General features: G+C 74.8%; 10 protein-coding genes. 8 read left to right on the top strand and 2 right to left on the bottom strand.

Annotation, left to right across the window (positions count from 1 at the left end; genetic code table 11):
* Window positions 1-64: 64 nt before the first annotated feature.
* A complete protein-coding gene (locus ACFY0O_RS31665; protein ID WP_388953037.1) occupies window positions 65-1228 on the top strand; it encodes a serine hydrolase domain-containing protein in 1164 nt (387 codons plus the stop codon).
* A gap of 4 nt (window positions 1229-1232) precedes the next feature.
* Here ACFY0O_RS31665 and ACFY0O_RS31660 read toward each other — a convergent pair whose 3' ends face one another.
* Together ACFY0O_RS31660 and ACFY0O_RS31655 are read right to left on the bottom strand one after the other, a co-directional pair.
* A complete protein-coding gene (locus ACFY0O_RS31660; RefSeq protein WP_388953035.1) occupies window positions 1233-2249 on the bottom strand; it encodes a BTAD domain-containing putative transcriptional regulator in 1017 nt (338 codons plus the stop codon).
* Window positions 2250-2282: 33 nt separating this feature from the next.
* Window positions 2283-3029, bottom strand: a complete 747-nt coding sequence (locus ACFY0O_RS31655; protein WP_388953032.1) for a thioesterase II family protein — start codon at window positions 3027-3029, stop codon at window positions 2283-2285.
* Window positions 3030-3505: 476 nt separating this feature from the next.
* Between ACFY0O_RS31655 and ACFY0O_RS31650 the strand changes: the two genes are divergently transcribed.
* From ACFY0O_RS31650 to ACFY0O_RS31620, 7 genes are all read left to right on the top strand, one after another.
* Window positions 3506-3721 (top strand): MbtH family protein, encoded by a 216-nt coding sequence (locus ACFY0O_RS31650; protein ID WP_079432244.1) that lies wholly within the window; start codon window positions 3506-3508, stop codon window positions 3719-3721.
* Window positions 3722-3857: 136 nt separating this feature from the next.
* A complete protein-coding gene (locus ACFY0O_RS31645; protein ID WP_388953029.1) occupies window positions 3858-4493 on the top strand; it encodes an LmbU family transcriptional regulator in 636 nt (211 codons plus the stop codon).
* Window positions 4494-4589: 96 nt separating this feature from the next.
* Window positions 4590-6155 carry an amino acid adenylation domain-containing protein gene (locus ACFY0O_RS31640; protein WP_388953027.1) on the top strand — a complete coding sequence of 522 codons (1566 nt, stop codon included), beginning with the start codon at window positions 4590-4592 and terminating at the stop codon, window positions 6153-6155.
* Window positions 6155-6373, top strand: a complete 219-nt coding sequence (locus ACFY0O_RS31635; RefSeq protein WP_358893387.1) for a phosphopantetheine-binding protein — start codon at window positions 6155-6157, stop codon at window positions 6371-6373. The genes ACFY0O_RS31640 and ACFY0O_RS31635 overlap by 1 nt, the downstream gene beginning before the upstream one ends.
* Window positions 6374-6385: 12 nt before the next feature.
* Window positions 6386-7579: an NAD(P)/FAD-dependent oxidoreductase gene (locus ACFY0O_RS31630; protein ID WP_388953026.1), complete on the top strand. Its 1194-nt coding sequence runs from the start codon at window positions 6386-6388 to the stop codon at window positions 7577-7579.
* Between the two features lie 53 nt (window positions 7580-7632).
* Window positions 7633-15423 carry an amino acid adenylation domain-containing protein gene (locus tag ACFY0O_RS31625; RefSeq protein ID WP_388953024.1) on the top strand — a complete coding sequence of 2597 codons (7791 nt, stop codon included), beginning with the start codon at window positions 7633-7635 and terminating at the stop codon, window positions 15421-15423.
* On the top strand, window positions 15420-24239 hold the full coding sequence (locus ACFY0O_RS31620; protein ID WP_388953022.1) for an amino acid adenylation domain-containing protein: 8820 nt from the start codon (window positions 15420-15422) through the stop codon (window positions 24237-24239). The genes ACFY0O_RS31625 and ACFY0O_RS31620 overlap by 4 nt, the downstream gene beginning before the upstream one ends.
* Window position 24240 lies beyond the last annotated feature (1 nt).

Here is a 24240-nt window from a genome sequence, read left to right as displayed (position 1 = left end):
GAACCGCACGGACTTCACGCACTTCACGGATTTCACGGACGACAACCACGAGAGGGGCAACACGATGCGGAGAAGACCGAGATCCGGGGTGGTCGCGGCGGCGGCGGCCGCCCTGCTGGCCACCGCCTTCATGGGGTCCGCCCACGCGCGGGACGAGGCACCCCCGGCGGCCGGCCACCAGGCGACGCAGCGCGCGATCGAGGCGGCCGTCGCCGCCGGCGTCCCCGGTGTCGCCGCCGAGGTGCGGGACGCCGGAGGAGTGTGGAAGACCGCGGCCGGCGTCGGCGACCGGCAGACGGGGGCGGCGCGCACCAAGAACGACCGCTTCCGGATCGGCGGCATCACCAACACCTTCGTCGCCACCGCCCTCCTCCAGATGGAGGCGGAGGGGAAGCTGAGCCTCGACGACAGCGTGGAACGGTTCCTGCCCGGCCTGGTGACCGGCAACGGCAACGACGGCCGGGCCATCACCGTACGCCAGCTCCTCAACCACACCAGCGGCCTCTACGACTTCCTCGCCGACCCGCAGTACGCCGCGACGTACCTGGCCGGCGACGGCTTCCTCCAGCACCGCTACGACACCCTGACGCCCGAGCAGCGCGTGAAGGTGGCCCTCTCCCACGAGCCGCCCTTCCGGCCCGGCGCCCGCCACTGGTACTCCAACACCAACGACGTGCTGGCCGCACTCGTCCTGGAGAAGGCCGCCGGCCGGCCCTACGCGGAGGAGGTGCGCCGGCGCGTCATCGAGCCCCTGGACCTCAAGGCGACCTCCAACCCCGGCACGAACTCCCTGCTGCCCCGGCCCAGCGCCCGCGGCTACTCCCGGCTCTTCGCCGACCGGCCCGACCGGATCGACGACGTCACCGAGGCGAACCCCTCGCAGAGCTGGGGCAACGGCGACATCATCTCCAGCACGGCCGACCTGAACCGGTTCTACGAGGCCCTGATGCGCGGGCGCCTGCTGCCGCCGCAGCAGCTCAAGGAGATGAAGACCACCGTCGACAACCCCGACTTCCCGGGCGCGTCCTACGGACTGGGCGTCGAACGGCTCACCCTGGGCTGCGGCACCACCATCTGGTACCACGACGGCGGCGCGCTGGGCTGGATCTCCCTGGCCGCCTTCACCGAGGACGCCCGCCACCAGCTGACGTTCAACTACAACGCCAACTGGGGCGCGGAGACCATCCTCCCCATCGTGAACGCCGAGTACTGCCCGCCCGCCTCCTAGCTCCTCAGGCAGTCACCCGCGGCGCCGGGGTCCCTCCGGTCAACTCCTCGAACCTGCACAGGAGTTGATGCTGCTCCTGCTGGAGCCGCTCGATCCGGCCCTGCAGCCGGGCGATCTCCTCCATCAGCGGCAGCACCGCCGCCTCCCCCGCCGCCGCGGGCACCGCCTCAGCGGGAGCCGGAACCGGAGTCAGAGGCGGCGGGCCGGACGGGAGGGAGCGGGCCTCCGGGCCCAGGGCCGGGTCGTGCTGGAGGATCGCCTGCATCAGGCGGCGCAGGGCGGGACCCGGCTCGACCCCGAGGTCGTGCACCATCCGGTGCCGCGCCCGCTCGTACACGCGCAGCGCCTCCGCCTGCCGGCCGCAGCGGTAGAAGGCGACCATCAGCAGGTCGTAGAACCGCTCCCGCATGGGGTGGTCGGTGGTGAGCACCATCAGCTCGCCGGTGATCTCGCCGTGCCGCCCGGTGCGCAGGTAGGCGTCGTACATCATCTCCAGCGCGGTCAGCCGGTGCTCCTCCAGCTGCGCCGCCCGCCCCGCGCAGATGCCGCCGAGCACACTGCCCTCCAGGGCCGGGCCGCGCCACAGCGACAGGGCGCGGCGCAGCAGCTCACCGGCCCGCCCCGGGTCCTCGTGCAGGATCCGCCGGGCGGTGTCCGTGAGCTGCTGGAAGCACGCCGCGTCCGTCTCGACGGGGCCCTGCCGCAGGGTGTAGCCCCGCGAGGTCGTCACGATCCACGGCCGGCGCGCCCCCCGGTCGGCCCCCCGGTCGGCGTCCCGGCCGCCCTCCGGCCCGGACAGCAGCCGGCGCAGCCGGGCCACGTGCACCTGGAGCGCGTTCTCCGCGTTGACGGGCGGCTCCTCGCCCCACAGCTCGTCGATGAGCTGCCGTACGGACACGTGGTGCCCGGCCCTCACCACCAACGCCCCCAGCAGCGCCCGCTGTTTGGCGCCCGTGGGCAGGAGGTGCAGGCCGGCCTCTTCGTCCCGGACCTCCACCAGACCGAGAATGCGGAACTGCATGTCTTCTCCTCGCACGGGCGGGCAACGCAAGGGTCAGCGGGAGCGCGCCGCGCCCGCCGCGTCCAGCGCGGCGCTCGCGTCCCGTTCGATCCGCCGCAGCAGCGGGCGCGGGTCGTCCTGGAAGTAGAAGTGGCCGCCGTCCAGGACCCGCAGGCCCAGGAACCGTTCCGTGTAGGCCTCCCAGCCGGCCATCCGCGCCGGCGAGGCGTGCGCGTCGCCCGCGCCCGCGTACGCGGAGAGCGCCACCGGCAGCGGGGCCGCCCCGGGATCGGGGCGCCACTCCTCCACCAGGCGCAGGTCGGCCCGGATGACCGGCTCGAACACCGACCACAGGTCGGGGTCGTCGAAGATCCCGTCGGGCGTCCCGCCCAGCAGGTTCAGCCGCCTGCGCAGCTCGGCGTCGGGCAGCTCGTGGTACGGCTCCGCCGGACCCGCGGGCTGCGGCGCGGTGCGCGCGGAGACCCCGACCCACACGGGCGCCGGCAGGCCCCGCCCGGCGGCCCGGCGGGTCATCTCGTATGCCACGAGTGCCCCCATACTGTGGCCGAAAAGGGCATACGGGCACGTGAGTTCGGACTCGACGCGGTCCAGCAGGAAATCGGCGAGGCGGCCCGCGTCGTCCAGCGGCGGGAGGTCGAGGAGGAAGCCGTGGCCCGGGGCGTCGAGCAGCCGTACGTCCCAGGAGTCCGGCAGTCCGGCGGGCCAGCGGCGGTACGGCAGATGGGATCCGCCCGCGTGGTGCAGGACGAACAAGCGCAAGGTGGGACGTGTGCTGTCCATCTCTCTCCCTCGGTCGGGCCGCGCACCCCCGCACCATAGGGCTGTGGCCGCCCGGCGGGGTGCGCGCATCAGGTGGCCTGTGCCGCGGGTGTGGCGGCTCTCAGGCGATCCTCAGGCGCCGCGGCCCGGGCCCGGCCCCGGGGCCCGCCCCGGCCCCGCCCCGGCCCCGGCCCGGCCCTGCCCCGGGCGCCCCCGGAAGCCCGCTGTCCGGCCTTGCGAGCGGGACTCGACCGTGTCTCAAAAGGGCTGTGGCTACAGTGGGCGCCGAGTCGGACCGGCAGCTGCGGGAAGCCCGGTCCGAACGGATCCGAGGTCCCGCCCGCACGGCCCGTACGCCGCACCCACCGCTCGAACCGGAGCGCATGGGCGCCCTCCAGAACGACGCCGACCGGCGCATCCGGCGCGCGCCCTCCCACACCTTCGGCCCGACGGGGCCTTCTTCCCTGGTCGCCCCATGACAGTTAAGGAAGTCTCACGTGAGCACGAACCCCTTCGACGACGGGGACGGTCGCTTCCACGTCCTGGTCAACGACGAGGACCAGCACTCCCTGTGGCCGGTCTTCGCCGACGTCCCCGCGGGATGGCGGGTGGTCTTCGGCGAGGCCGACCGCGCCGCGTGCCTGGAATACGTGGAACGCAACTGGACCGACCTGCGCCCCCGCAGCCTGCGCGAGGCCATGGCGGCCGACTGAGACACGCCGGCCGGCACACACTCTGAGTTGGGGGATGAAGATCGTGAGCGGCGCTGCGAGAACCGCGGGCAGTCACCGGGCCCGTCCGGCGGGCCACGGAGGCGGGCCCGCCCAAGGCGATGTGGTCCTGTCCTTCGTGGGACCACAGGCCGAAGTGCGCAAGACGGGGATGATCCTCCCGGCGAACCTGCCGGAGCGGTCCTGGGAACAGATCGGGACCAACCTGCGCGAGCTCGGGAACTCCTCGGCCTGGTGGCTCGCCGACTGGCTCCGCTTCGGCGAGGCCGCCTACGGATGGCGGCGCTACAAGGAGGCCATCGAGCGCACCGGGCTCGACTACCAGACCCTGCGCAACTACGCGTGGGTGGCCCGGCGGTTCGATCACCACCGCAGGCGCGACGCCCTCAGCTTCGCCCACCACGCCGAGGTGGCCCGCCTGGCCCCGCCGGAGCAGGACTACTGGCTGCGCCGGGCCGAGCAGCAGAAGTGGTCGCGCAACGAGCTGCGCCGCTCGGTCCGCGCGGGCCTCGCCGTCCAGAACGGCGCGGCCGGGCTCCCCGCCGGCGGGAACGAGGAGCAGCCGGCCGGCCCGGCGGCCGCCGCGCGGCGCCCGCAGGCCACCAAGGTCACCAAGCTCACCATCGAGCTCTCCTCCGACCAGCTCGAACACCTCTCCAAGGCGGCCGCCGCACACGGCCTGCCCGTGGACAAGTGGGTGACCCGGCTGCTGGAGACCGCCGACCGGAAGACCGCCGACCTCACGTCCGCCTAGCGGCGCGGACCGCCCGCCCGCGCGGTGGGCCGGTCCCGCCGCCGTGGTGGACCGGCGGCCCGTTCCGCCGGACACCCCTCACACCGGAGCCAGTTGATGATCCTTCAGGGAAAGCGGGTCGCCCTGCCCCCCGACCCCGTCGTGCACCGACGGTTCGAGGAGCACGCGCGGGCCACCCCCGACGCCGTCGCCGTCTTCCGGGCCGGCGAACGGACCACGTACGCGGAGCTGGACGCGCGGGCGAACCGGTTCGCGCACCACCTCGCCGCACGCGGAGTGGGGCGGGGCGCGAAGGTCGGCGTGTGCCTGGACTACTCGGCCGACCTGCTCGTGGCCGTCCTCGGCACGCTCAAGGCGGGCGCGGCCTACGTCCCCTTCGACCCGGCCTACCCGCCCGCCAGGATCCGGCTGCTGCTGGACCAGGTCCCCGACCTCGCCCTGATCGTCGCCTCCCCGGCGACGGCCGGACTGGTCGAGGAGGCGCCCGTCGAGGTCACCGGCTTCGAGGAGCTGGCCGAGCGGCTCGCGGCGCTCCCCGCGACCTCCCCCGGCACCGAGGTCACCGGCGACGACCTGTGCTACGCGGTCTTCACCTCCGGCTCGACCGGCACGCCCAAGCTGACCGCCGTGCGGCACGAGGGCTGGTTCAACCTGATGAACTGGCTCCAGCTCGAATACGGCCTGCACCAGGGGTCGCACAACCTGGTCGTCAGCGCCTTCGGCTTCGACCTCTCCCAGCGCGCCCTGATGACCCCGCTGTTCTGCGGCGCCACCCAGTACTTCACCGCGAGCCGGAACTTCGACCCCATGCTCGCCTACCGCACGCTGGCCGAGCACCCCGTCCGCACCGTGCACTGCGCCTCCAGCACCCTGTACCTGCTGGTGGACTGGGAGACCGCCCGCGGCGGCGACGCCCTGACCCGGCTCGACTACGTCCTCTTCGGCGGCGAGGCCCTCAAGGCCGAACGGCTCACCGACTGGGCCCGCCGCGAGGGCAACACCTGCACCCTGCTGCACCAGTACGGGGTCGCCGAGTGCACGGACGTCGCGACCTCCTACGACCTCGCCGGGTACCGCCCCGGCGGACACGAGGTCGCCCCGGTCGGCCGCCCGGCGTACAACACCGACATCCACCTCCTCGACGAGGGGCTGCGCGGTGTCGCGCCGGGGGAGCCGGGCGAGATCTTCATCTCCGGCACCGGCGTCGGCGCCGGCTACCTCGGCGGCAGCGGACCCGAGAACGCGAAGTTCACCACGGTCGAGGCCGACGGGAAGCCGCTGCGCCTGTACCGCACCGGCGACCGCGGCCGGGTGAACGCCGACGGGGACCTCGTCGTCCTCGGCCGGATCGACGCGCAGGTCAAGGTCCGCGGCATGCGCATCGACCCCGCCGACGTCGAACGCGCCCTCGCCCGGCTCGCCGGGGTCCGCGAGGCCGCCGTGGCGGTCACCCACACCGCCGCGGGCGAGGCCGAGCTGTCCGCGTTCGTCGTCCCGGCGGGCGCCGACCTCGCCGAGGACGACCTGCGCGCCCGCCTGCTCGAAGACCTGCCGCGCACCATGGTGCCCGCCAGGTTCACGAACATCGCGCGGATCCCCCTCAGCCCGCACGGAAAAGTGGACCGCGCGGCGCTCGCCGACGCGGCAGCGAGAGGACAGTGATGATTGCCGACGGTGTCCGCGCCATCTGGTGCCGGGAGTTCGAGCGCGAGGACATAGGTCCCGACGACGACTTCTTCGCCCTGGGCGGCCAGTCCCTGATCATGACCAAGATCCAGGGCGCCTACATCGAGGAGCTCGGCGCCGAGGTCCCCATGGACCAGATGTTCCTCAACCCGACGATCGCGTCGATCTCCGCCTACATCGAATCCCACCGGTAGGGGGCCCGGACCATGGACGACTACGACGTCATCGTCATCGGGGCGCGCTGCGCGGGCTCGCCGACCGCCATGCTGTTCGCCCGGCGCGGCTACCGCGTCCTGCTGCTGGAGAAGGCCCGCTTCCCGCAGGACACCCTCTCCTCGCACTACCTCCACATGCAGGGCGTCGCCCTGCTCAACCGGTGGGGACTGCTCGACCGGATCCGCGCGTCGGGCGCCACGCCCATCACCCACGAGCGCTACGAGGGCCCCGGCGTCCGCATCGACGGGTTCTCCCTCCCGATGGACGGCCTGACCACCACGTACGCGCCCCGGCGCTACGTGCTCGACCCGATCCTCGCGGCCGGCGCCGTCGAGGCCGGGGTCGAGTTCCGGGAGGGCTGCGCGGTGGGCGACCTGCTCTGGGAGGACGACCGGGTCACCGGCGTGCGCTACTCCACCCCCGGCGGCGCCGAGGCCACGGCCCGCGCGCGCCTGGTCGTCGGCGCCGACGGCATGCGCTCGCTCGTGGCCCGCAAGGCCGGCGCCCCCTACACCATCGAGCACCCCCGGGCCACCTGCGTCTACTACAGCTACTGGTCGGGCGTCCCCTCCAGCTTCGAGCTGTACGAGCGGCCGGGGCGCTGGGTCGCCGCCGTGCCCACCAACGACGACCTCAAGCTGATCATGACGTACTTCCCGCAGGCCGACTACAACCAGGTCCGCAAGGACGTCGAGCCCGCCTACCTCGAAGCCGTCCGCAGCACCGCCCCCGACCTGTACGAGCGGATGCGCGGCGGCCGCCGCGAGGAGCAGATGTACGGCACCGGCCACCAGGAGAACTTCTTCCGCAAGGCCTACGGGCCCGGCTGGGTCCTGGTCGGCGACGCGGTCAACCACAAGGACTCCATCACCGCCCGCGGGATCACCGAGGCCTTCGTCCAGGCCCAGTCCCTCACCGACCTCGTCGGGGACGCACTGCACGAGGACGCCGCGCTCCGGCGCGCCCTGCGCCGCTACGAGAACGAACTGGGCAACGAGGCGCACAGCCAGTACCAGGGCGCCCTCAACGTGGCCGAACTCAAGCCCGAGGGGCGCACGGACATGCTGCGCAAGCTCGTCGGCCACCAGGAGCACATCGACCGGTACTTCTCCACCCTCTCCGGGGCGATCTCGATCGACGACTTCTACAACGAAGAACTCTTGACCCTGCTCGACCAGAGCTGAGCGACGACCGACCTGCTCGACCTGCTCCCTGGTTCGCCGAATTTGGAGACACAATGATCCCGTTGTCGTTCGCGCAGCGCCGGCTGTGGTTCGTGGACCGGTTCGAAGGCCCTTCCCCGACCTACAACGGCGCGTTCGCCCTGCGGCTGACCGGTGAGCTGGACGCGGGCGCCCTCGAAGCGGCGCTCCGCGACGTCGTCGACCGGCACGAGGTCCTCCGCACGGTGATCGCCGAGGGCGACGACGGGATCCCGCACCAGCGGGTCCTGGCGTCCGGGGAGCGGCCCGTCACCCTGCCGGCCGTCGACACCGCCCCCCACGAGCGGGCGGCGGCGGTCGACCGGGCGGCCAAGCAGACCTTCGACCTGGCCGCCGACACCCCCATCCGCGCCACGCTCCTGCGGACCGGCCCCCGCGAGCACACCCTCGTGCTCGTGGTCCACCACATCGCCCTGGACGGGGAGTCCCTCGGACCGCTGCTGCGCGACCTCACCGAGGCGTACGCGGCCCGCAAGCAGGGCGCGGCCCCGGCCTGGGAGCCGCTGCCCGTCCAGTACGCGGACTACACGCTGTGGCAGCAGGACGTCCTCGGCGACGAGTCCGACCCCGAGAGCCTGGCCGCCGGACAGCTGGCGTACTGGCGCGAGGCCCTGGACGGCATGGCACAGCCGCTGGCCCTCCCGACGGACCGCCCGCGCCCGCAGCGCACCGCCCCCGACGGCGGCCTGGTCCGCTTCCCCGTCGGGCCGGACCTGCTGGCCGCCGTGGAGAAGCTGGCCGCCGAGCAGGACCTCACCGTCTCCATGGTCATGCACTCGGCGCTCGCGGTGCTCCTGCACCACCTCGGCTGCGGGGACGACATCCCCATCGGCGCCCCCATCGCCGGCCGCACCGACGAGGAACTGCGCGACCTCGTCGGCTTCTTCGTCAACACCTGGGTGCTGCGCGTCGACCTCTCCGGCAACCCCACCTTCCGCGAGCTGCTCCGGCGGGTCCGGGACCGGGCCCTGGCCGCCTACGACCACCAGGACATCCCCTTCGAACGGCTGGTGGAACTGCTCAACCCCGACCGGTCCATCGCCTACCACCCCTTCTTCCAGGTGATGCTCGCCTGGCAGGAGCCCCTGGGAGCGCTGGAGTTCCCGGGCCTGGAGGCCGAGGCCGAGACGCTGGAGACCGGGACGGCCAAGTTCGACCTGTTCTTCAACATGATCCCCGACGGCACCGGAGGGGCGGGCGTCCGGCTGGAGTACGCCACCGACCTCTTCGACCGGGCCACCGTCGAAACCCTCGCGGCCAGGTTCGTGCGCGTCCTGGAGGCCCTCGTGGCCGGCTCGGACCGCGCCGTCGGCTCCGTCGACGTGCTCGACGCGGCCGAACGCGAGCGCCTGCTCGGCCGGTTCAACGACACCGCCGTCGAGCTGCCCGCCCTGACCGTGCCGCAGCTGTTCGAGGAGCAGGCCGCCCGGACGCCCGACGCCCCGGCGCTCGTGTGCGACGGCCGCACGCTGACCTACCGGGAGCTGGACCTGCGGGCCGACGCCGTCGCCCGGGAGCTGGCGCGGCGCGGCGCGGGCCCCGAGGACCTGGTGGCGCTGGCCCTGCCGCGCACCGAGGAGCTCGTCGCGGGCCTGCTCGGCATCCTGAAGTCCGGCGCCGGCTACGTCCCGCTGGACCCGCAGTACCTCGCCGGACGGGCGCGGACCGTGCTGGCCGAGGCCCGCCCGAAGCTGGTGCTGACCGACACCGCCACCGCCCGGGAGCTGCCGCCGCACGAGATCCCCGTCCTCGACGTCGCCGACCGCGCGGCCTGGGCGCCCGGCCCCCTCGACCGGACCGCGCCGGCACCGGACAACCTGGCGTACGTGATGTACACCTCCGGCTCCACCGGCAAGCCGAAGGGCGCGGCGATCACCCACCGCGGCGTGGTCAACGGCGTCCGGGAGCTGGTGCGCGTCCTCGACGTGGAGCCCGGCTGGACGATGCTCTGCGGCACCTCCGTCAACTTCGACGTCTCGGTCTTCGAGCTGCTCACCACCCTCTCCACCGGCGGCACCGCCGAGCTGGTGGACAACGCCCTGGCCCTCGCCGACCGGGACGGCTGGGACGGCCACGTCCTCAGCGGGGTCCCCTCGGTCCTCGCCGAGCTGGCCGGCCGGCTGGACAAGGCGCCCGAGGTGCGCAGCGTCGTCCTCGCCGGCGAGGTGCTCCCGGCCCGGCTGGTGCGGCAGCTGCGCGAGGCCCTGCCCGGCGCGCAGATCGTCAACTCCTACGGACAGAGCGAGAGCTTCTACGCCACCGCGTACTCCCTGCCCGCCTCCGAGGAGTGGGCCGGGGGCGAGGTCGCGCCCATCGGCACCCCGCTGGGCAACATGCGCGCCTACGTGCTGGGCCCGGGACTCACCCCCGTCCCGCAGGGCGTGGTCGGCGAGCTGTACGTGGTCGGCGCCTGCCTCGGCCGCGGATACCACGGCCGCCCGGGCCTGACCGCCGAGCGCTTCGTCGCCAGCCCCTTCGGGCCGCCCGGCGAACGGATGTACCGCACCGGCGACCTCGCCCGCTGGGACGCCCTCGGCCGGCTGGAGTGCGTCGGCCGCGGCGACGGCCAGGTGAAGGTGCGCGGCTTCCGCATCGAGACCGCCGAGGTCGAGGCGGCGCTCACCGCGCACCCCGGCATCAGCGAGGCCGTGGTCATCGCCCGCGAGGTGCCCGCGGGCGGCAAGCGGCTCGTCGCGTACGTGGTCCACACCGGCGAGGGGGCCGTCGGCGACGACGGGGCCGGCGGCATCGGCGACGTGGACGTGCAGGCCGGCGCCTCGTCCGCCGAACTGCGCAAGTTCACCGCCGCCCGGCTGCCCGACTACATGGTGCCCTCGGCCTTCGTGGCCGTCGGCCGGCTGCCGCTGGGCCCGACCGGCAAGCTCGACCGGGCGGCGCTGCCCGAACCGGAGTTCCTGGGCGGGGCCTACCGAGAGCCCCGCACCGAGGCCGAGCGGATCATCACCGCCGCCTACGCCGACGTGCTCGGCGTCGACCGGGTCGGCGTGGACGACGACTTCTTCGCCGTGGGCGGCGACAGCCTGCGCTCGATCCAGGTCGTGGCCCGGGCCCGGGCCCGGGGCCTGGACGTCACCACCCGCGAGATCTTCGAATGCCGTACGGCGGCCCGGCTGGCCGAGGCCGCCGCCGACCGCCGGGACCGGGTGCCCGTCCTCGCGGAACCGGAGGGCGGCGGCGTCGGTCCGCTGCCGCTCCAGCCGGTGGCGCGGCACGTGTTCGAGCACGGCGGCGGGCTGAACCGTTTCGCCATGTCACTCGTCGTGGACCTGCCCGAGGGCATCGACGAGGCGGCCCTGGCCGCCACCCTCGACGCCGTGCTCGACCGGCACGACCTGCTGCGCTCCCGGCTCGTGCGCGACGCCGGCGAGCCCTCCCTCCTCGTACGCCCCGAGGGCACCGTCCGGGCGGCGGACCTGCTCCGCCGCGTCCCCGTCACCGGCGGCTGGGACGACCCCGCCGCCCTGGCGGCGGCCAAGGCGGAACTGGAGGCCGCGGCCGACCGGCTCGACCCGGCCGCCGGCACCATGGCGGACTTCGTCTGGTTCGCCGCCGGCTCCGGCGAGGGCCGGCTCCTGCTGGTCCTGCACCACCTCGTGGTGGACGGCGTCTCCTGGCGCATCCTCATGGCGGACCTCGCCGAGGCCTGGCAGGAGGTCCGCTCCGGCCGCACCCCCGCCCTGCCCGCCGTCGGCACCTCCGCCCGCCGCTGGGCGGCCGCCCTGGACGACGCGGCCTTCTCCCCGGAGCGCGAGGAGGAACTCGACCACTGGCGCGACGTGCTGGAGTCCGCCAACCTCCCGCTGGGCGAGCGGGCCTTCGACCCGGCCGTGGACACCGTGTCCACCCTCGACACCGTACGGGTCCAGCTGCCCGCCGACGTCACCGAGGCGGTCCTGACCCGCCTCCCCGCCGCCTTCCGCGCCACCGGCACCGACGTGCTGCTCGCCGCCCTCGCCCTCGCCGTGGGCCGCTGGCGCGGCGACCAGCGCTCGACCCTGGTCCGGCTGGAGGGCCACGGCCGCGAGGAGGACGCCGTCCCCGGCGCCGACCTCTCGCGCACCGTCGGCTGGTTCACCAGCATGTACCCGGCGAAGGTCGACGTGGCGGGCCTGGACCTGGCCGAGGCGCTGGCCGGCGGCCCCGCGGCCGGCGCCGCCGTCAAGCGGGTCAAGGAGCAGCTGCGCGAGGTCCCCGGCAAGGGCCTCGGCTACGGGCTGCTGCGCTGGCTCAACCCGGAGACCGCCGTCCAGCTGGAGGAGTACGCGGCCCCGCAGATCGGCTTCAACTACCTCGGCCGGATCTCCGACGCCGACGTGCCCGAGCACCTGCGCGGCCAGGGCTGGGCCCCGTCCGACTGGTCCGCCGAACTGGTCCCGATGCCCGACCCGGACCTGCCCGTGCTGTCCGCCCTGGAGGTCAACTCCGTCGTCACGGACACCGACGAGGGCGCCCGCCTCCAGACCGTCTTCATGTTCCCCACCGGGGTCCTCTCCCGCGAGCGGGCCGCCGAACTCGCCGACCTGTGGGTGGAGGTGCTGCACGGCTTCGCCGCCCACGCCGCCCGCCCGGAGGCCGGCGGGCTCACCCCCTCCGACGCCCCCCTGGTCACCGTGCACCAGCGGGAGATCGAGGAGTGGGAGGAACGCTACGGCCGCCTCGTCCAGGTCTGGCCGCAGGCCCCCGGCCAGTCCGGCATCCAGTTCCAGGCGGCCCTCGCCGACGGCACCTTCGACGTCTACCACATGCAGTTCGTGCTGCACCTGTCCGGACCCGTGGACCCCGCCCGCATGCGGGCGGCCGGCCAGGCCCTCCTGGACCGCTACCCCAACCTGCGCTCCGCGTTCCTCGCCGCCGACGGCGGCGACCCGGTCCAGGTCGTCGCCGAGCACGTCGCCGTGCCCTGGCGCCACCTCGACCTGACCGGCCGCACCGACGCCGAGCAGGACGCCGCCCTCGACCGGGCCCTCGCCGACGACCGCGCCGACCAGCTCGACCCCACCCGGCCCCCGCTGTTCCGGCTGGCCCTGCTCACCTGCGGGCCCGACCGGGCCAAGCTGATCGTCACCGCCCACCACACCCTGTTCGACGGCTGGTCCTCGCCGCTCGTCATCAAGGACCTGGTCCAGCTCTACGCCGGCGACGAGGAGCTCCCCGCCGTCCGCGGCTACGGCGACTACCTGGCCTGGCTGTCCCGCCAGGACCGGCAGGCCTCGGCCGCCCGCTGGCAGGAGGAACTCGACGGCTTCGAGCAGCCCACCCTCGTGGCCGCCGACCGCACCGCCGAGGGCGAGGCCACCGCCCTCGGCCGCGTCGAGGTCCCCTTCACCATCGACCAGGGCCGCGAACTCGCCCGCCGCGCCGCCGGACTCGGCGTCACCCTCAACACCCTCCTCCAGGGCGCCTGGGCCGTGGTCCTCTCCAAGCTGACCGGTCAGCACGACGTGGTCTTCGGCGCCGCCGTCAACGGCCGCCCCGCCGACCTGGCCGGATCGGACGAGATGGTCGGCCTGTTCATCAACACCCTCCCCACCCGCGTCCGCTGCCGGCCCGGCGACACCCTGGCCCGGGTCGTCACCGACCTCCAGGACCGGCAGATCTCCCTCCTGGACCACCACTACTACGGCCTCGCCGACATCCAGCGCGGCGTCGGACTGCCCTCGCTGTTCGACACCATCGTCGTCTTCGAGAACTACCCGATCGACCGCGAGGGCATCGCCCTGGCCAACGAGTCGGCGGGCCTGGCCATCGACGCCATCCGACCCTTCGCCGGCTCCCACTACCCGCTCACCCTCAACTCCTCCGACCCCTACCTGCGCCTCTCCCTCGACTACCAGACCACCCTCTTCGACCGCGCGGCCGCCGAAGCCGTCGCCGCCCGGCTGGTCCGCGTCCTGGAGCGGCTCCTGGAGGACCCCGACACCCCCGTCGGCGCCGTCGACGTCCTCTCCGCGGACGAACGCCACCGGCTGACCGAGGGCCTCAACGACACCGCGCACCCCGTCGCGGACGACACCCTGCCCGGCGCCTTCGAAGCCCAGGTGCGGCGCACCCCCGACCGGGTGGCGCTGATCGGCGAGCACGAGACCCTCAGCTACGCCGAGTTCAACCGCCGCGCCAACCGCCTCGCGCACTGGCTGATCGAGCGGGGCGCCGGCCCCGAGCGGCTGGTCGCCGTCCGGATCCCGCGCTCCGTCGACCTGATGGTGGCGATCTACGCCGTGGTCAAGGCGGGCGCCGCCTACGTGCCCGTCGACACCGAACTGCCCGAGGACCGGGTCCGGCTCGTCCTCGACACCGCCGACCCGCTGCTCGTCCTCGACGCCGACCTCCCCGACGTCTCCGGCCGCCCGGACACCGACCCGCAGACCGCGCTCACCCCGGACCACGCCGCGTACGTCATCTTCACCTCCGGCTCCACCGGCCGCCCCAAGGGCGTCCAGGTCGCCCACCGGGCCATCATGAACCGGCTGGCGTGGGGCCTGTCCCACTTCGAGGTCACCCCCGAGGACCGGATCCTGCTCAGCACCACCGCGAGCTTCGACGTCTCGGTGCCGGAGATCTTCGCCCCCCTCCAGGCCGGCGCCGCCGTGGTCGTCGCCCGCCCCGACGGGCGCCGCGACCCCGCCTACCTCGCCGACCTGATCCGGCGCGAGCGCGTCACCGGCGCCGACTTCGTGCCCTCCCTGCTGGAGGCCTTCGCCGGCGAGCCCGCCGCCAAGGACTGCGACAGCCTGCGCTGGATCGAGGTCGCCGGCGAGGCCTTCCCGCCCGCCCTGGCCAACAAGGTCGCCGCCCTCCTGCCGGACCTCGGCGTGTACAACCTCTACGGGCCCACCGAGGCCTCCGTCGAGGTCACCGCCCACCGCCACGTACCCGGAGCCGACCGGGTGCCGATCGGCGCCCCCGTGTGGAACACCCGGGTCTACGTCCTCGACGCGGCCCTGCGCCCCGTCGCCCCCGGCGTCCCCGGCGAGCTGTACCTGGCCGGCACCGGACTGGCCCGCGGCTACCTCGGCCAGACCGCCCTCACCGCCGAACGCTTCGTCGCCTGCCCCTACGGCGAGCCGGGCGGCCGGATGTACCGCACCGGCGACGTCGTCCGCTGGAACGCCGACGGCCAGGTCGAGTACATCGGCCGCTCCGACTTCCAGGTCAAGCTCCGCGGCTTCCGCATCGAGCTCGGCGAGATCGAACAGGTCATCGCCGCGCACCCCGACGTCGAGAGCGCCGTCGCCCTGGTCCGCGAGGACCGCCCCGGCGACCAGCGCCTGGTCGCCTACGTGGTCCCGGCCGCCGGCCGCACCCCCGGCCGCCTCGACCCGGCCGCCCTGACCGACCTGGCCCGCGAGCACCTGCCGGCCTACATGGTCCCCTCGGCCGTCGTACCGCTCGACGAGCTCCCCTCCACCCCCAGCGGCAAGCTCGACCGCAAGGCGCTCCCGGCGCCCGACCTCCCCGCCCCGGCCGAGCCCGGACGCGGCCCGCGCAACCCCACCGAGGAAGCCCTCTGCCGGCTCTTCGCCGAGCTGCTCGGCTTGGACGAGATCGGCATCGACGCCGACTTCTTCGACCACGGCGGCCACTCGCTGCTGGCCACCCGGCTCACCGGCCGCATCCGCAACGCCCTCCACGTCGACGTGAAGGTCACGACGGTCTTCCGCAACCCGACCGTCGCCGGACTCGCGGAACGGATCGCGGAAGCGGCCGAGTCGGCACCGACGTCGAACCGCCCCCAGCTGCGCCCCCGACTGGGCCAGATGACCGTATCGGAGCAGGCCCGATGATCCCCCTGTCCCCCGCGCAACGCCGGATGTGGTTCCTCCACCGCCTGGAGGGCCCCTCCGCGACCTACAACATCCCGTTCGTCCTGCGCCTGGACGGGCCCCTGGACACGGGCGCCCTGGCCGCCGCCGTACGGGACGTCGTCGCCCGGCACGAGAGCCTGCGCACCCTGATCGAAGAGGACGCCGACGGGACGCCCGAGCAGCGGATCCTCGCCCCCCGGGAGGCCGACCCGGGCCTGCGGGTGACCGACGTGGCCGCGGACGCGGTGGACGGGGCGCTGCGCGCGGCCGTCGCCGAGCCCTTCGACCTGGACACCGAGCTGCCCCTGCGGGCGACCGTCTTCCGCACCGCACCGCAGGAGCACGTCCTCGCGTTCGTCTTCCACCACATCGCCGCGGACGGCGCCTCCATGGGCCCCTTCCTGCGCGACCTGATGGAGGCCTACACCGCCCGCCACGCGGGCGAGGAGCCCGGCTGGGCGCCCCTCGAAGTGCAGTACAAGGACTACACGCTGTGGCAGCGGCAGCTCCTGGGCGACGAGGACGACCCGCAGAGCATCGCGGCCGCCCAGCTCGACCACTGGCGCCGCGAACTCGCCGACGTCCCCCAGCCGGTCAGCCTGCCCCTGGACCGGCCCCGCCCGGCCGTCGCGAGCCACCGAGGCGGACACGTCTCCTTCGAGCTGGAACCCGAACTCGTCACCCGGCTCGGGAAACTGGCCGCCGAACACGGCGCCACCGCCCCCATGGTCGCCCAGGCCGCCCTCGCGGTCCTGCTCCAGAAGCTCGGCGGCGGCGAGGACGTCACCATCGGCAGCCCCATCGAGGGACGCACCGAGGAAGCCCTCGCCGACCTGATCGGCTTCTTCGTCAACACCTGGGTGCTGCGCGCCGACCTGTCGGGCAACCCCTCCTTCGCCGCCCTGCTGGACCAGGCCCGCGAGAAGGCCCTCGCCGCCTACGACAACCAGGACGTCCCCTTCGAACGGCTGGTCGAGCTCATCGGGTTGGACCGCTCCACCTCCTACCAGCCCCTGTTCCAGGTGATGCTGGCCTGGCAGTTCGTCTGGCCGGAGATCCGGATGCCCGGGCTGCGGGTCACCCCCGTCGCCCTGGGCACCGACACCGCCAAGTTCGACCTGTTCTTCAACATCGTCCCGGACGCCGCCGGCCGCGCCCACGGCCGCCTGGAGTACGCGGCGGAACTCTTCGACCACCCCACGGCCGAAGCGATCGTCGCCCGCTTCGTGCGCATCCTGGAGCAGGCGGTCGCCGACCCCGCCCTGCGCCTCGCCGACCTCGACGTCCTCGACGCGGACGAGCGGGACTGGCTGCTGCGCACCGCGAACGACACCGCCGAACCGACCCTGGAACCCGGCCTGGTGGAGGCCGTGGCCCGCCGGGCCCGCACGGCACCGGACGCCCCCGCCGTCATCGGCGAGGACACGACGCTGACCTACGCCGAACTGGAGGAGCGGGCCGCCCGGCTGGCGCACTGGCTGGCCGGCCGCGGGGTGCGGCCCGAATCCCTGGTCGCCGTCCGGCTGCCCCGCTCCGCCGACCTCGTCGTCGCCCTGCTGGCGGTGCTCAAGACCGGCGCCGCCTACGTGCCCGTCGACCCCGACCACCCCCAGTCGCGCATCCACTACATCCTCGCGGACTGCCGCCCGGCGCTCGTCCTCGACGCCGACGCCCTCGCCACCGCACGCGAAGAGGCGGCCGACCCCGGCCCGGCCCCCCTGCCGCAGGCCTCCCCGGACAACACCGCGTACGTCATCTACACCTCGGGCTCCACCGGCAACCCCAAGGGCGTCGCCGTCCCGCGCGGCGCCCTGGACAACTTCCTCGCCACGATGGGCCGCCGGGTCCCGCTCACCCCCGCCGACCGGTGGCTCGCGGTGACCACCGTCTCCTTCGACATCGCGGCGCTCGAGCTGTACCTGCCGCTGGTGAGCGGCGCGGCCGTCGTCCTCGCCGGGAAGGACACCCTCGCCGACCCCTCGGAGACCCTCGCGCTCCTGCGCCGCCACCGGGTCACCGTGGCGCAGGCCACCCCGGCGTTCTGGCAGATGCTGCTGATGCACGAGCCGGACGCCGCCACGGGCCTGCGGGTCCTGACCGGCGGCGAGGCCCTCCCGGCCCGGCTGGCCGACACCCTGGCCGGCGCGGCCGCCGAGGTGTCCAACGTCTACGGCCCCACCGAGACCACCATCTGGTCGACCATGGCCCCCGTCGCGGCCGGCAGCGGCGTGTCCATCGGCGCGCCCATCGGCAACACGCGGGTGTACGTGCTCGACGCCCGGCTGAACCCCGTCCCGCGCGGGGTCCAGGGCGAGCTGTACATCGCCGGGGACGGGCTGGCGCGCGGCTACCAGGGCCGCCCCGATTTGACCTCCGAGCGGTTCACGGCCTGCCCGTTCGGCCCCGCCGGCGCCCGCATGTACCGCACCGGCGACCTGGTGCGCTGGTCCGCCGAAGGCCGCCTGGAGTACGTCGGGCGGACCGACTTCCAGGTGAAGGTGCGCGGCTTCCGCATCGAACTCGGCGAGATCGAGAACGTGCTGGCCGGGCACGAAGGCGTCGCCCAGGCCGTGGTCGTCGTGCGCGAGGACCAGGAGGGCGACAAGCGCCTGGTGGGCTACGTGGTGCCCGACCCGGACGGGGCGGCGGCCGGCGCCGACGCCGACGCCCAGGTGGACGAGTGGCGCCAGGTCTACGACGACAGCTACGCCGGCTCCGGGGACGAGGCGCTCGGCGAGGACTTCGAACTGTGGACCTCCTCCTACGACGGCGAACCGATCCCGCGCGAGCAGATGCGCGCCTGGCAGGACGCGGCGGTGGCCCAGGTCCTGCGGTACGCGCCGCGCCGTGTGCTGGAGATCGGCGTCGGCTCCGGCCTGCTGCTGGCGAAGATCGTCGGCGAGGTCGAGGAGTACTGGGGCACCGACATCTCGGCCACCGTCGTCGACCGGGTCCGCCGCCAGGCCGAACAGGCCGGCCACGGCGCGCGGGTCCGGCTCAGCGCCCAGCCCGCGGACGACGTGTCCGGGCTGCCCCGCGGCAGGTTCGACACGGTCGTCCTGAACTCCGTCGTCCAGTACTTCCCGAGCGCCGGCTACCTGGACCGGGTGCTGCGCCAGGTGATGGACCTCCTCGCGCCGGGCGGCCGGGTGGTCGTCGGCGACGTCCGCAACGCCGCGACGCTGCGCATGCTGCTCACCGCGACCCAGCGCGCGGCTCACCCCTACGCGGCCCCCGAGGAACTGCGCAGCCTGGTGGAGAAGGCCCTGTTCGCCGAACGGGAGCTGGTGGTCGCCCCCGAGTGGTTCACCGCCTGGGCGCGGGAGCACGGCGCCGCCGCCGACATCCGGCTCAAGCCGGTCCCGGAGCACAACGAACTGACCCGGCACCGCTACGAGGTCGTGCTGCACCAGGACCCGGCCCGGGTGCTCGACCTGACCGGCGTCCCGGCCGTGCCCTGGAGCCTCCGGCAGGACTCCGGCCTCGCCGAACTCGCCGAACTCGCCGCCGCCGTGGACCGGGAGGGCCCGCTGCGGGTGACGGGCATCCCCAACGCGCGGCTGGACGGGGAGGCCGCGGCGGCCGTCGCGGCCGGGGTCCTCGCCCCGGCGCCCCTGCCCGTCCCCGCCTCCGCCGACCCGGAGGAGCTGCGGCGCGCGGTGCGCGGCCTGGGCGCCGAAGCCGTCGTCACCTGGTCCGGCGAGGACGCCCGCCACTTCGACCTGGTCCTGCTGCCCCCGGGCCAGGCCGGGCCGGACGCCGCCGTCGCCGCCTTCGCCGCCGCGCCCGGCGGAGCCGGCGGCCGGATCCGGGCGAACGACCCCTCGCTGGCCGGCTCGATCGGCCCGCTGCTGGCCCGGCTGCCGGAGTACCTGCGCGGACACCTGCCGGACTACATGGTGCCCACCGCGATCGTCCCGCTCGCGGAGATCCCGCTGACCCCGAACGGCAAGCTCAATCGCCGGGCCCTGCCCGTCCCGGACTACGCGCAGGTCTCCACCGGCCGCGCGCCGCGCAACGCGCGCGAGGAGACCCTCTGCGCGCTGTTCGCCGAAGTCCTCGGCCTGGAACGGGTCGGCATCGACGACGACTACTTCGCCCTCGGCGGCGACAGCATCCGCTCCATCCAGGTCGTCGCCCGCGCCAAGGCCCGCGGCACGGCCGTCACCGTGCGGGAGATCTTCGAACACCGCACCGTCGCCCGGCTCGTGGAACTGGTCGACGAGCGGAACGAGGAGGGCCCCGCCCTGCCCGAACTGCCCGGCGGCGGCACCGGCCGGGCCCCGCTGCCCCCGCACGCCCACCGCCTCCTCACGGACCCCGGCGCCCTCGGCCGGCCGTACGCCTCCACGGTGCTCACCCTGCCCGAGGGCGTCACCCACGAGGAACTCGTCGCCGCCGTCCAGGCCCTCCTCGACCGGCACGACGTCCTGCGCGCCCGCCTCGACCGCGACGAGCCGGGCCTGCTCATCGAGCCCCCCGGCACCCTGGACGCGCGCGCCCTGCTGCGCGAGGTCCCCGGCGCGGACACCGGCGAGGAGGCCGTGCAGGGCGCGCTCGACGCGGCCGCGGCCCGCCTGGACCCGGACGCGGGCGTGATGGCGCAGTTCGTCCGGCTCACCGCCGCGCCCGGCGCCCAGGACGCGGGACGGCTGCTCGTCGTCGCCCACCGCCTGGCCGTGGACCCGGTGTCCTGGCGGATCCTGACCGCCGACCTGGTCCGCGCCCGGCAGCAGGCGCGCGAGGGCCGCACCCCCGCCCTGCCCCGCACCGGCACCTCCTACCGCCGCTGGGCCCACGCCCTGGCCGAAGCCGCCCCGGCCCCGCAGCCGCAGCCGCAGCAGACCCCGCACGAGGAGGAGTCGCCCTTCGGCCCCCGCCAGGCACCCGGCACCGGCGCCGCCGACCGGGTGCGGGTGCGCGTACCGGCCGAGGTCACGGCCACCCTGCTGGACCGGCTGCCCGCGCTGCTGCGCACCGGCGCCGAGGACGGCCTGGTCACCGCGTTCGCCCTGGCGCTGGCCCACTGGCGCGCGGCGCGCGGCCTGCCGGCGGCGCCCGCCCCGGTCCGGCTGGAGGCGCGGGAGCGGCCCGAGCAACTGGTGCCCGGCGCCGACCTGACCCGCACCGTCGGCCCGTTCACCCCGGTCTTCCCCGCCCGGCTGGACCTGACCGGCCTCGACCTCGCGGAGGCGCTCGCCGCCGGACCGGCCGCCGGCCGGGCCCTGAAGGCCGTCAAGGAGCAGGTCCGGGCCGCGGCCGCCCACCTCCCCGGCCCCGACGCCCCCGCCCCGCGCATCGGGTTCGGCTACCTCGGCCGGACCTCCGGCGCCGAGCTGCCCGAAGACCTGCGCGGCCTGGGCTGGGCCGTCGAGCCCGCCCACCCGGACCTGAGCGCCGCCCCGGACGCCGCCCTGCCGCTGCCCTCCGGCCTGGAGATCGAGGCCGTGGCCGCCCCCGGCCCCGGGGGCGAGGAGCTGACGGCCTCCTTCACCTTCCCGACCGGGCTCCTCTCCCGCGAGGAGGTGACCGAACTGGCCCTGCTGTGGGTCCGGGCCCTGACCGCCCTGGCCCGCCACGCCGCCACCCCCGGCGCCGGCGGGCTGACCCCCTCCGACGCGCCCCTGGCCGGCGTGAACCAGGAGGAGATCGACGGCTGGGAGGCCCGCTACGGACGGCTCGCCGAGATCCGGCCGACCACCGCCACCCAGTCCGGGATGCTCTTCCACTCCCAGCTCGCCGGCACCTCCTTCGACCCGTACCACAACCAGCTGGTCTTCCACCTCTCCGGCGACGTCGACCCCGACCGCATGCGCCGCGCCGGACAGGCCCTCCTGGAACGCCACCCGGGCCTGCGCGCCGCCTACGTGGCCCGGGCCGACGGAGACCTCGTCCAGGCCGTCCCGGCCGCCGGGGTCGTCCTGCCCTGGCGGTACCTCGACCTGACCGGGACCGGGGAGGACGTACGCACCGAGGAGTTCGAACGGTTCCTCACCGAGGACCGGGCCGCCCACTTCGACCTGGACGCCCCGCCCCTCTTCCGGCTCTCCCTCGTCGTCGTGGAACCCGGCCGCGCCGACCTCGTGATGACCTCCCACCACGTCCTGTTCGACGGCTGGTCCACCCCCCTGCTGATGCGGGACCTGCTGCTGCTCTACGGCTCCCGCGGCGACGGCTCCGCCCTGCCCGCCGCCCCCGGCTTCGACGCCTTCCTGACCTGGCGGGCCCGGCAGGACACCGAGGAGTCCCTCCGCGCGTGGACCGCCGAACTCGACGGGGCCGAGGAGCCCACCCTGCTCGCCCCCGGCTCCGAGGGCGTCGGCGAACAGGGCGTCGCCCAGCTCGACGTGGACCTCCCCGCCGAGGAGGCGCGCGCCCTCGCGGCCCGCGCCGCCGAACTGGGCGTCACCGTCAACACCCTGGTCCAGGGCGCCTGGGCGCTGCTCCTCGGCCGGCTCACCGGCCGCCGGGACGTGGTGTTCGGCGCCACCGTCTCCGGCCGCCCGCCCGCCGTGCCGGACGTGGACGCGATGGTCGGGATGTTCATCAACACCCTTCCCGTCCGCGTCGCGTACGCCCCCGGCGACACCCTCGCCGAGATCCTCACCCGGCTCCAGGACCGGCAGGCCGCCCTCCTGGACCACCACCACCTCGGGCTCACCGAGATCCAGCAGGCCCTCGGCCGGCCGTCCCTCTTCGACACGCTGTTCGTCTTCGAGTCCTACCCGGTCGACCGCGAGGGCCTCGGCGCCGCGAGCGCCGCCGCGGACGGCATCGCCTTCACCGGCCTGCGCCCGGCCACCGCCACCAACTACCCGCTGGCCCTGATGGCCGCCGTCGACCCGCACCTCCAGCTGATCCTCCAGTACGCGCCCGGCGTCTTCGACCGGGACGCGGCGCAGGCCGTCGCGGCCCGCCTGGTCCGCGTCCTGCGGCAGCTGGCGGCCACCCCGCAGCTCACGGCCGCGCACCTGGAGGTCCTGGACCCGGCCGAACGCGAACGGCTGCTCACCGGCCTCAACCCGGCCCCCGAACCCGCCCCGGACACCACCGTCCCCGGCCTGCTCGGGGCCCAGGCCGCCCGCACCCCGGACGAGCCCGCCCTGGTCACCGAGGACGAGACCCTCACCTACCGCGAACTCGACTCCCGCGCCGACGCCCTGGCCCGGGTCCTGGCCGCACACGGGGTGGGCCCGGAGTCGCTGGTCGCGCTGGCCCTGCCCCGCTCGGCGGAACTGGTCGTCGCCCTCCTCGCGATCCTCAAGGCGGGCGGCGCCTACCTGCCGGCCGACCCCCGCTACCCGAGCCACCGCCTGGCGGCCATCCTCGCCGAGGCCCGCCCGCACCTGGTCCTGACGGACTCCGCCACGGCCGCCGCCCTGCCGGAGCACGAGGCCCCCGCCCTCCTCCTCGACCGGCTCGGCGAGGCCCCGGACGCCGCCGCCCCGGCGCCCCGGCTCCGCCCGGACCAGCTGGCGTACGTGATGTACACCTCCGGCTCCTCCGGGAAGCCCAAGGGCGTCGCCATCACCCACGCCGCCATCGTGAACGGCGTCCGCCGACTCGCCCCCGTCGTGGGGATGGAGCCCGGCAAGCGGCTCCTCGCGGGCACCTCCGTCAACTTCGACGTCTCGGTGTTCGAGATCGTCACCACCCTCGCCGCCGGCGGGACCGTCGAACTGGTCCGGGACGTCCTGGTCCTGGGCGAGCGCAAGGACGGCTGGCGCGGCTCCGTCATCTCCACCGTCCCCTCCGCCTTCGCCGAACTCCTCGACACCATCGCCGGCCGCACCGAGGTCGAGACGGTCGTCTTCGCCGGCGAGGCCCTGCCCACCGCACTGGCCGAGAAGGTCCGCGCCGCCTTCCCCGGCGTCCGGGTCGTCAACGCCTACGGGCAGAGCGAGTCCTTCTACGCCACCGCCGCCACCGTCCCCGCCCAGGGCGGGAGCCGCTCCGGCAGCGCCCCCGTCGGTACCCCCCTCGGGGGCATGCGGGCCTACGTCCTGGGCCCCGACCTGGCCCCGCTGCCGCACGGCGCGACCGGCGAACTGTACGTCGGCGGCAGCCTGGGCCGCGGCTACCAGGGCCGCGCCGACCTCACCGCCGAGCGCTTCGTCGCCGACCCCTTCGGGCCGCCCGGCGCCCGCATGTACCGCACCGGAGACCTGGCCCGCTGGAACGACGACGACCAGCTGGAGTACGCGGGCCGCGGCGACGCCCAGGTCAAGGTGCGCGGCTTCCGCGTCGAACCCGGCGAGGTCGAGGCCGCGCTCACCGCGCACCCCGCCGTCGCCCAGGCGGCCGTCGTCGCCCGGCCGGGCCCCGGCGGCGGGCAGCAGCTCGTCGCGTACGCGGTCCCGGCGGGCGCCCTGACCGCCGAGGAGCTGCGCCGCTCCACCGCCGAGCGGCTGCCCGACTTCATGGTCCCGTCCGCCTTCGTGCTCCTGGAACGGCTGCCGCTGATGCCCAACGGCAAGCTGGACCGGGCCGCGCTGCCCGAGCCCGAGTTCACCGGAGCCCCCTACCGGGCCCCCCGCAGCGCCCGCGAGGAGTCCCTGGCCGCGCTGTTCGCCGAGGTCCTCGGCCTGGAGCGGGTCGGCATCGACGACGGCTTCTTCGAGCTCGGCGGGCACTCCCTGCTCGCCACCCGGCTCATCAGCCGCGCCCGTGCCGAGCTGGGGCTGGAGATACCCATCCGCAAGATCTTCGACCTGCCCACCGTCGCCGCCCTCGCACCCTGGCTGGCGGAATCGGCCGCCGCGCGCCGCCCCGGTCTGCGCCGGATGTTCGTATGAG

Source organism: Streptomyces sp. NPDC001594, from assembly GCF_042893675.1.
Classification (GTDB): Bacteria; Actinomycetota; Actinomycetes; order Streptomycetales; family Streptomycetaceae; genus Streptomyces.
This window is presented reverse-complemented; position numbering and strand designations above follow the sequence as displayed.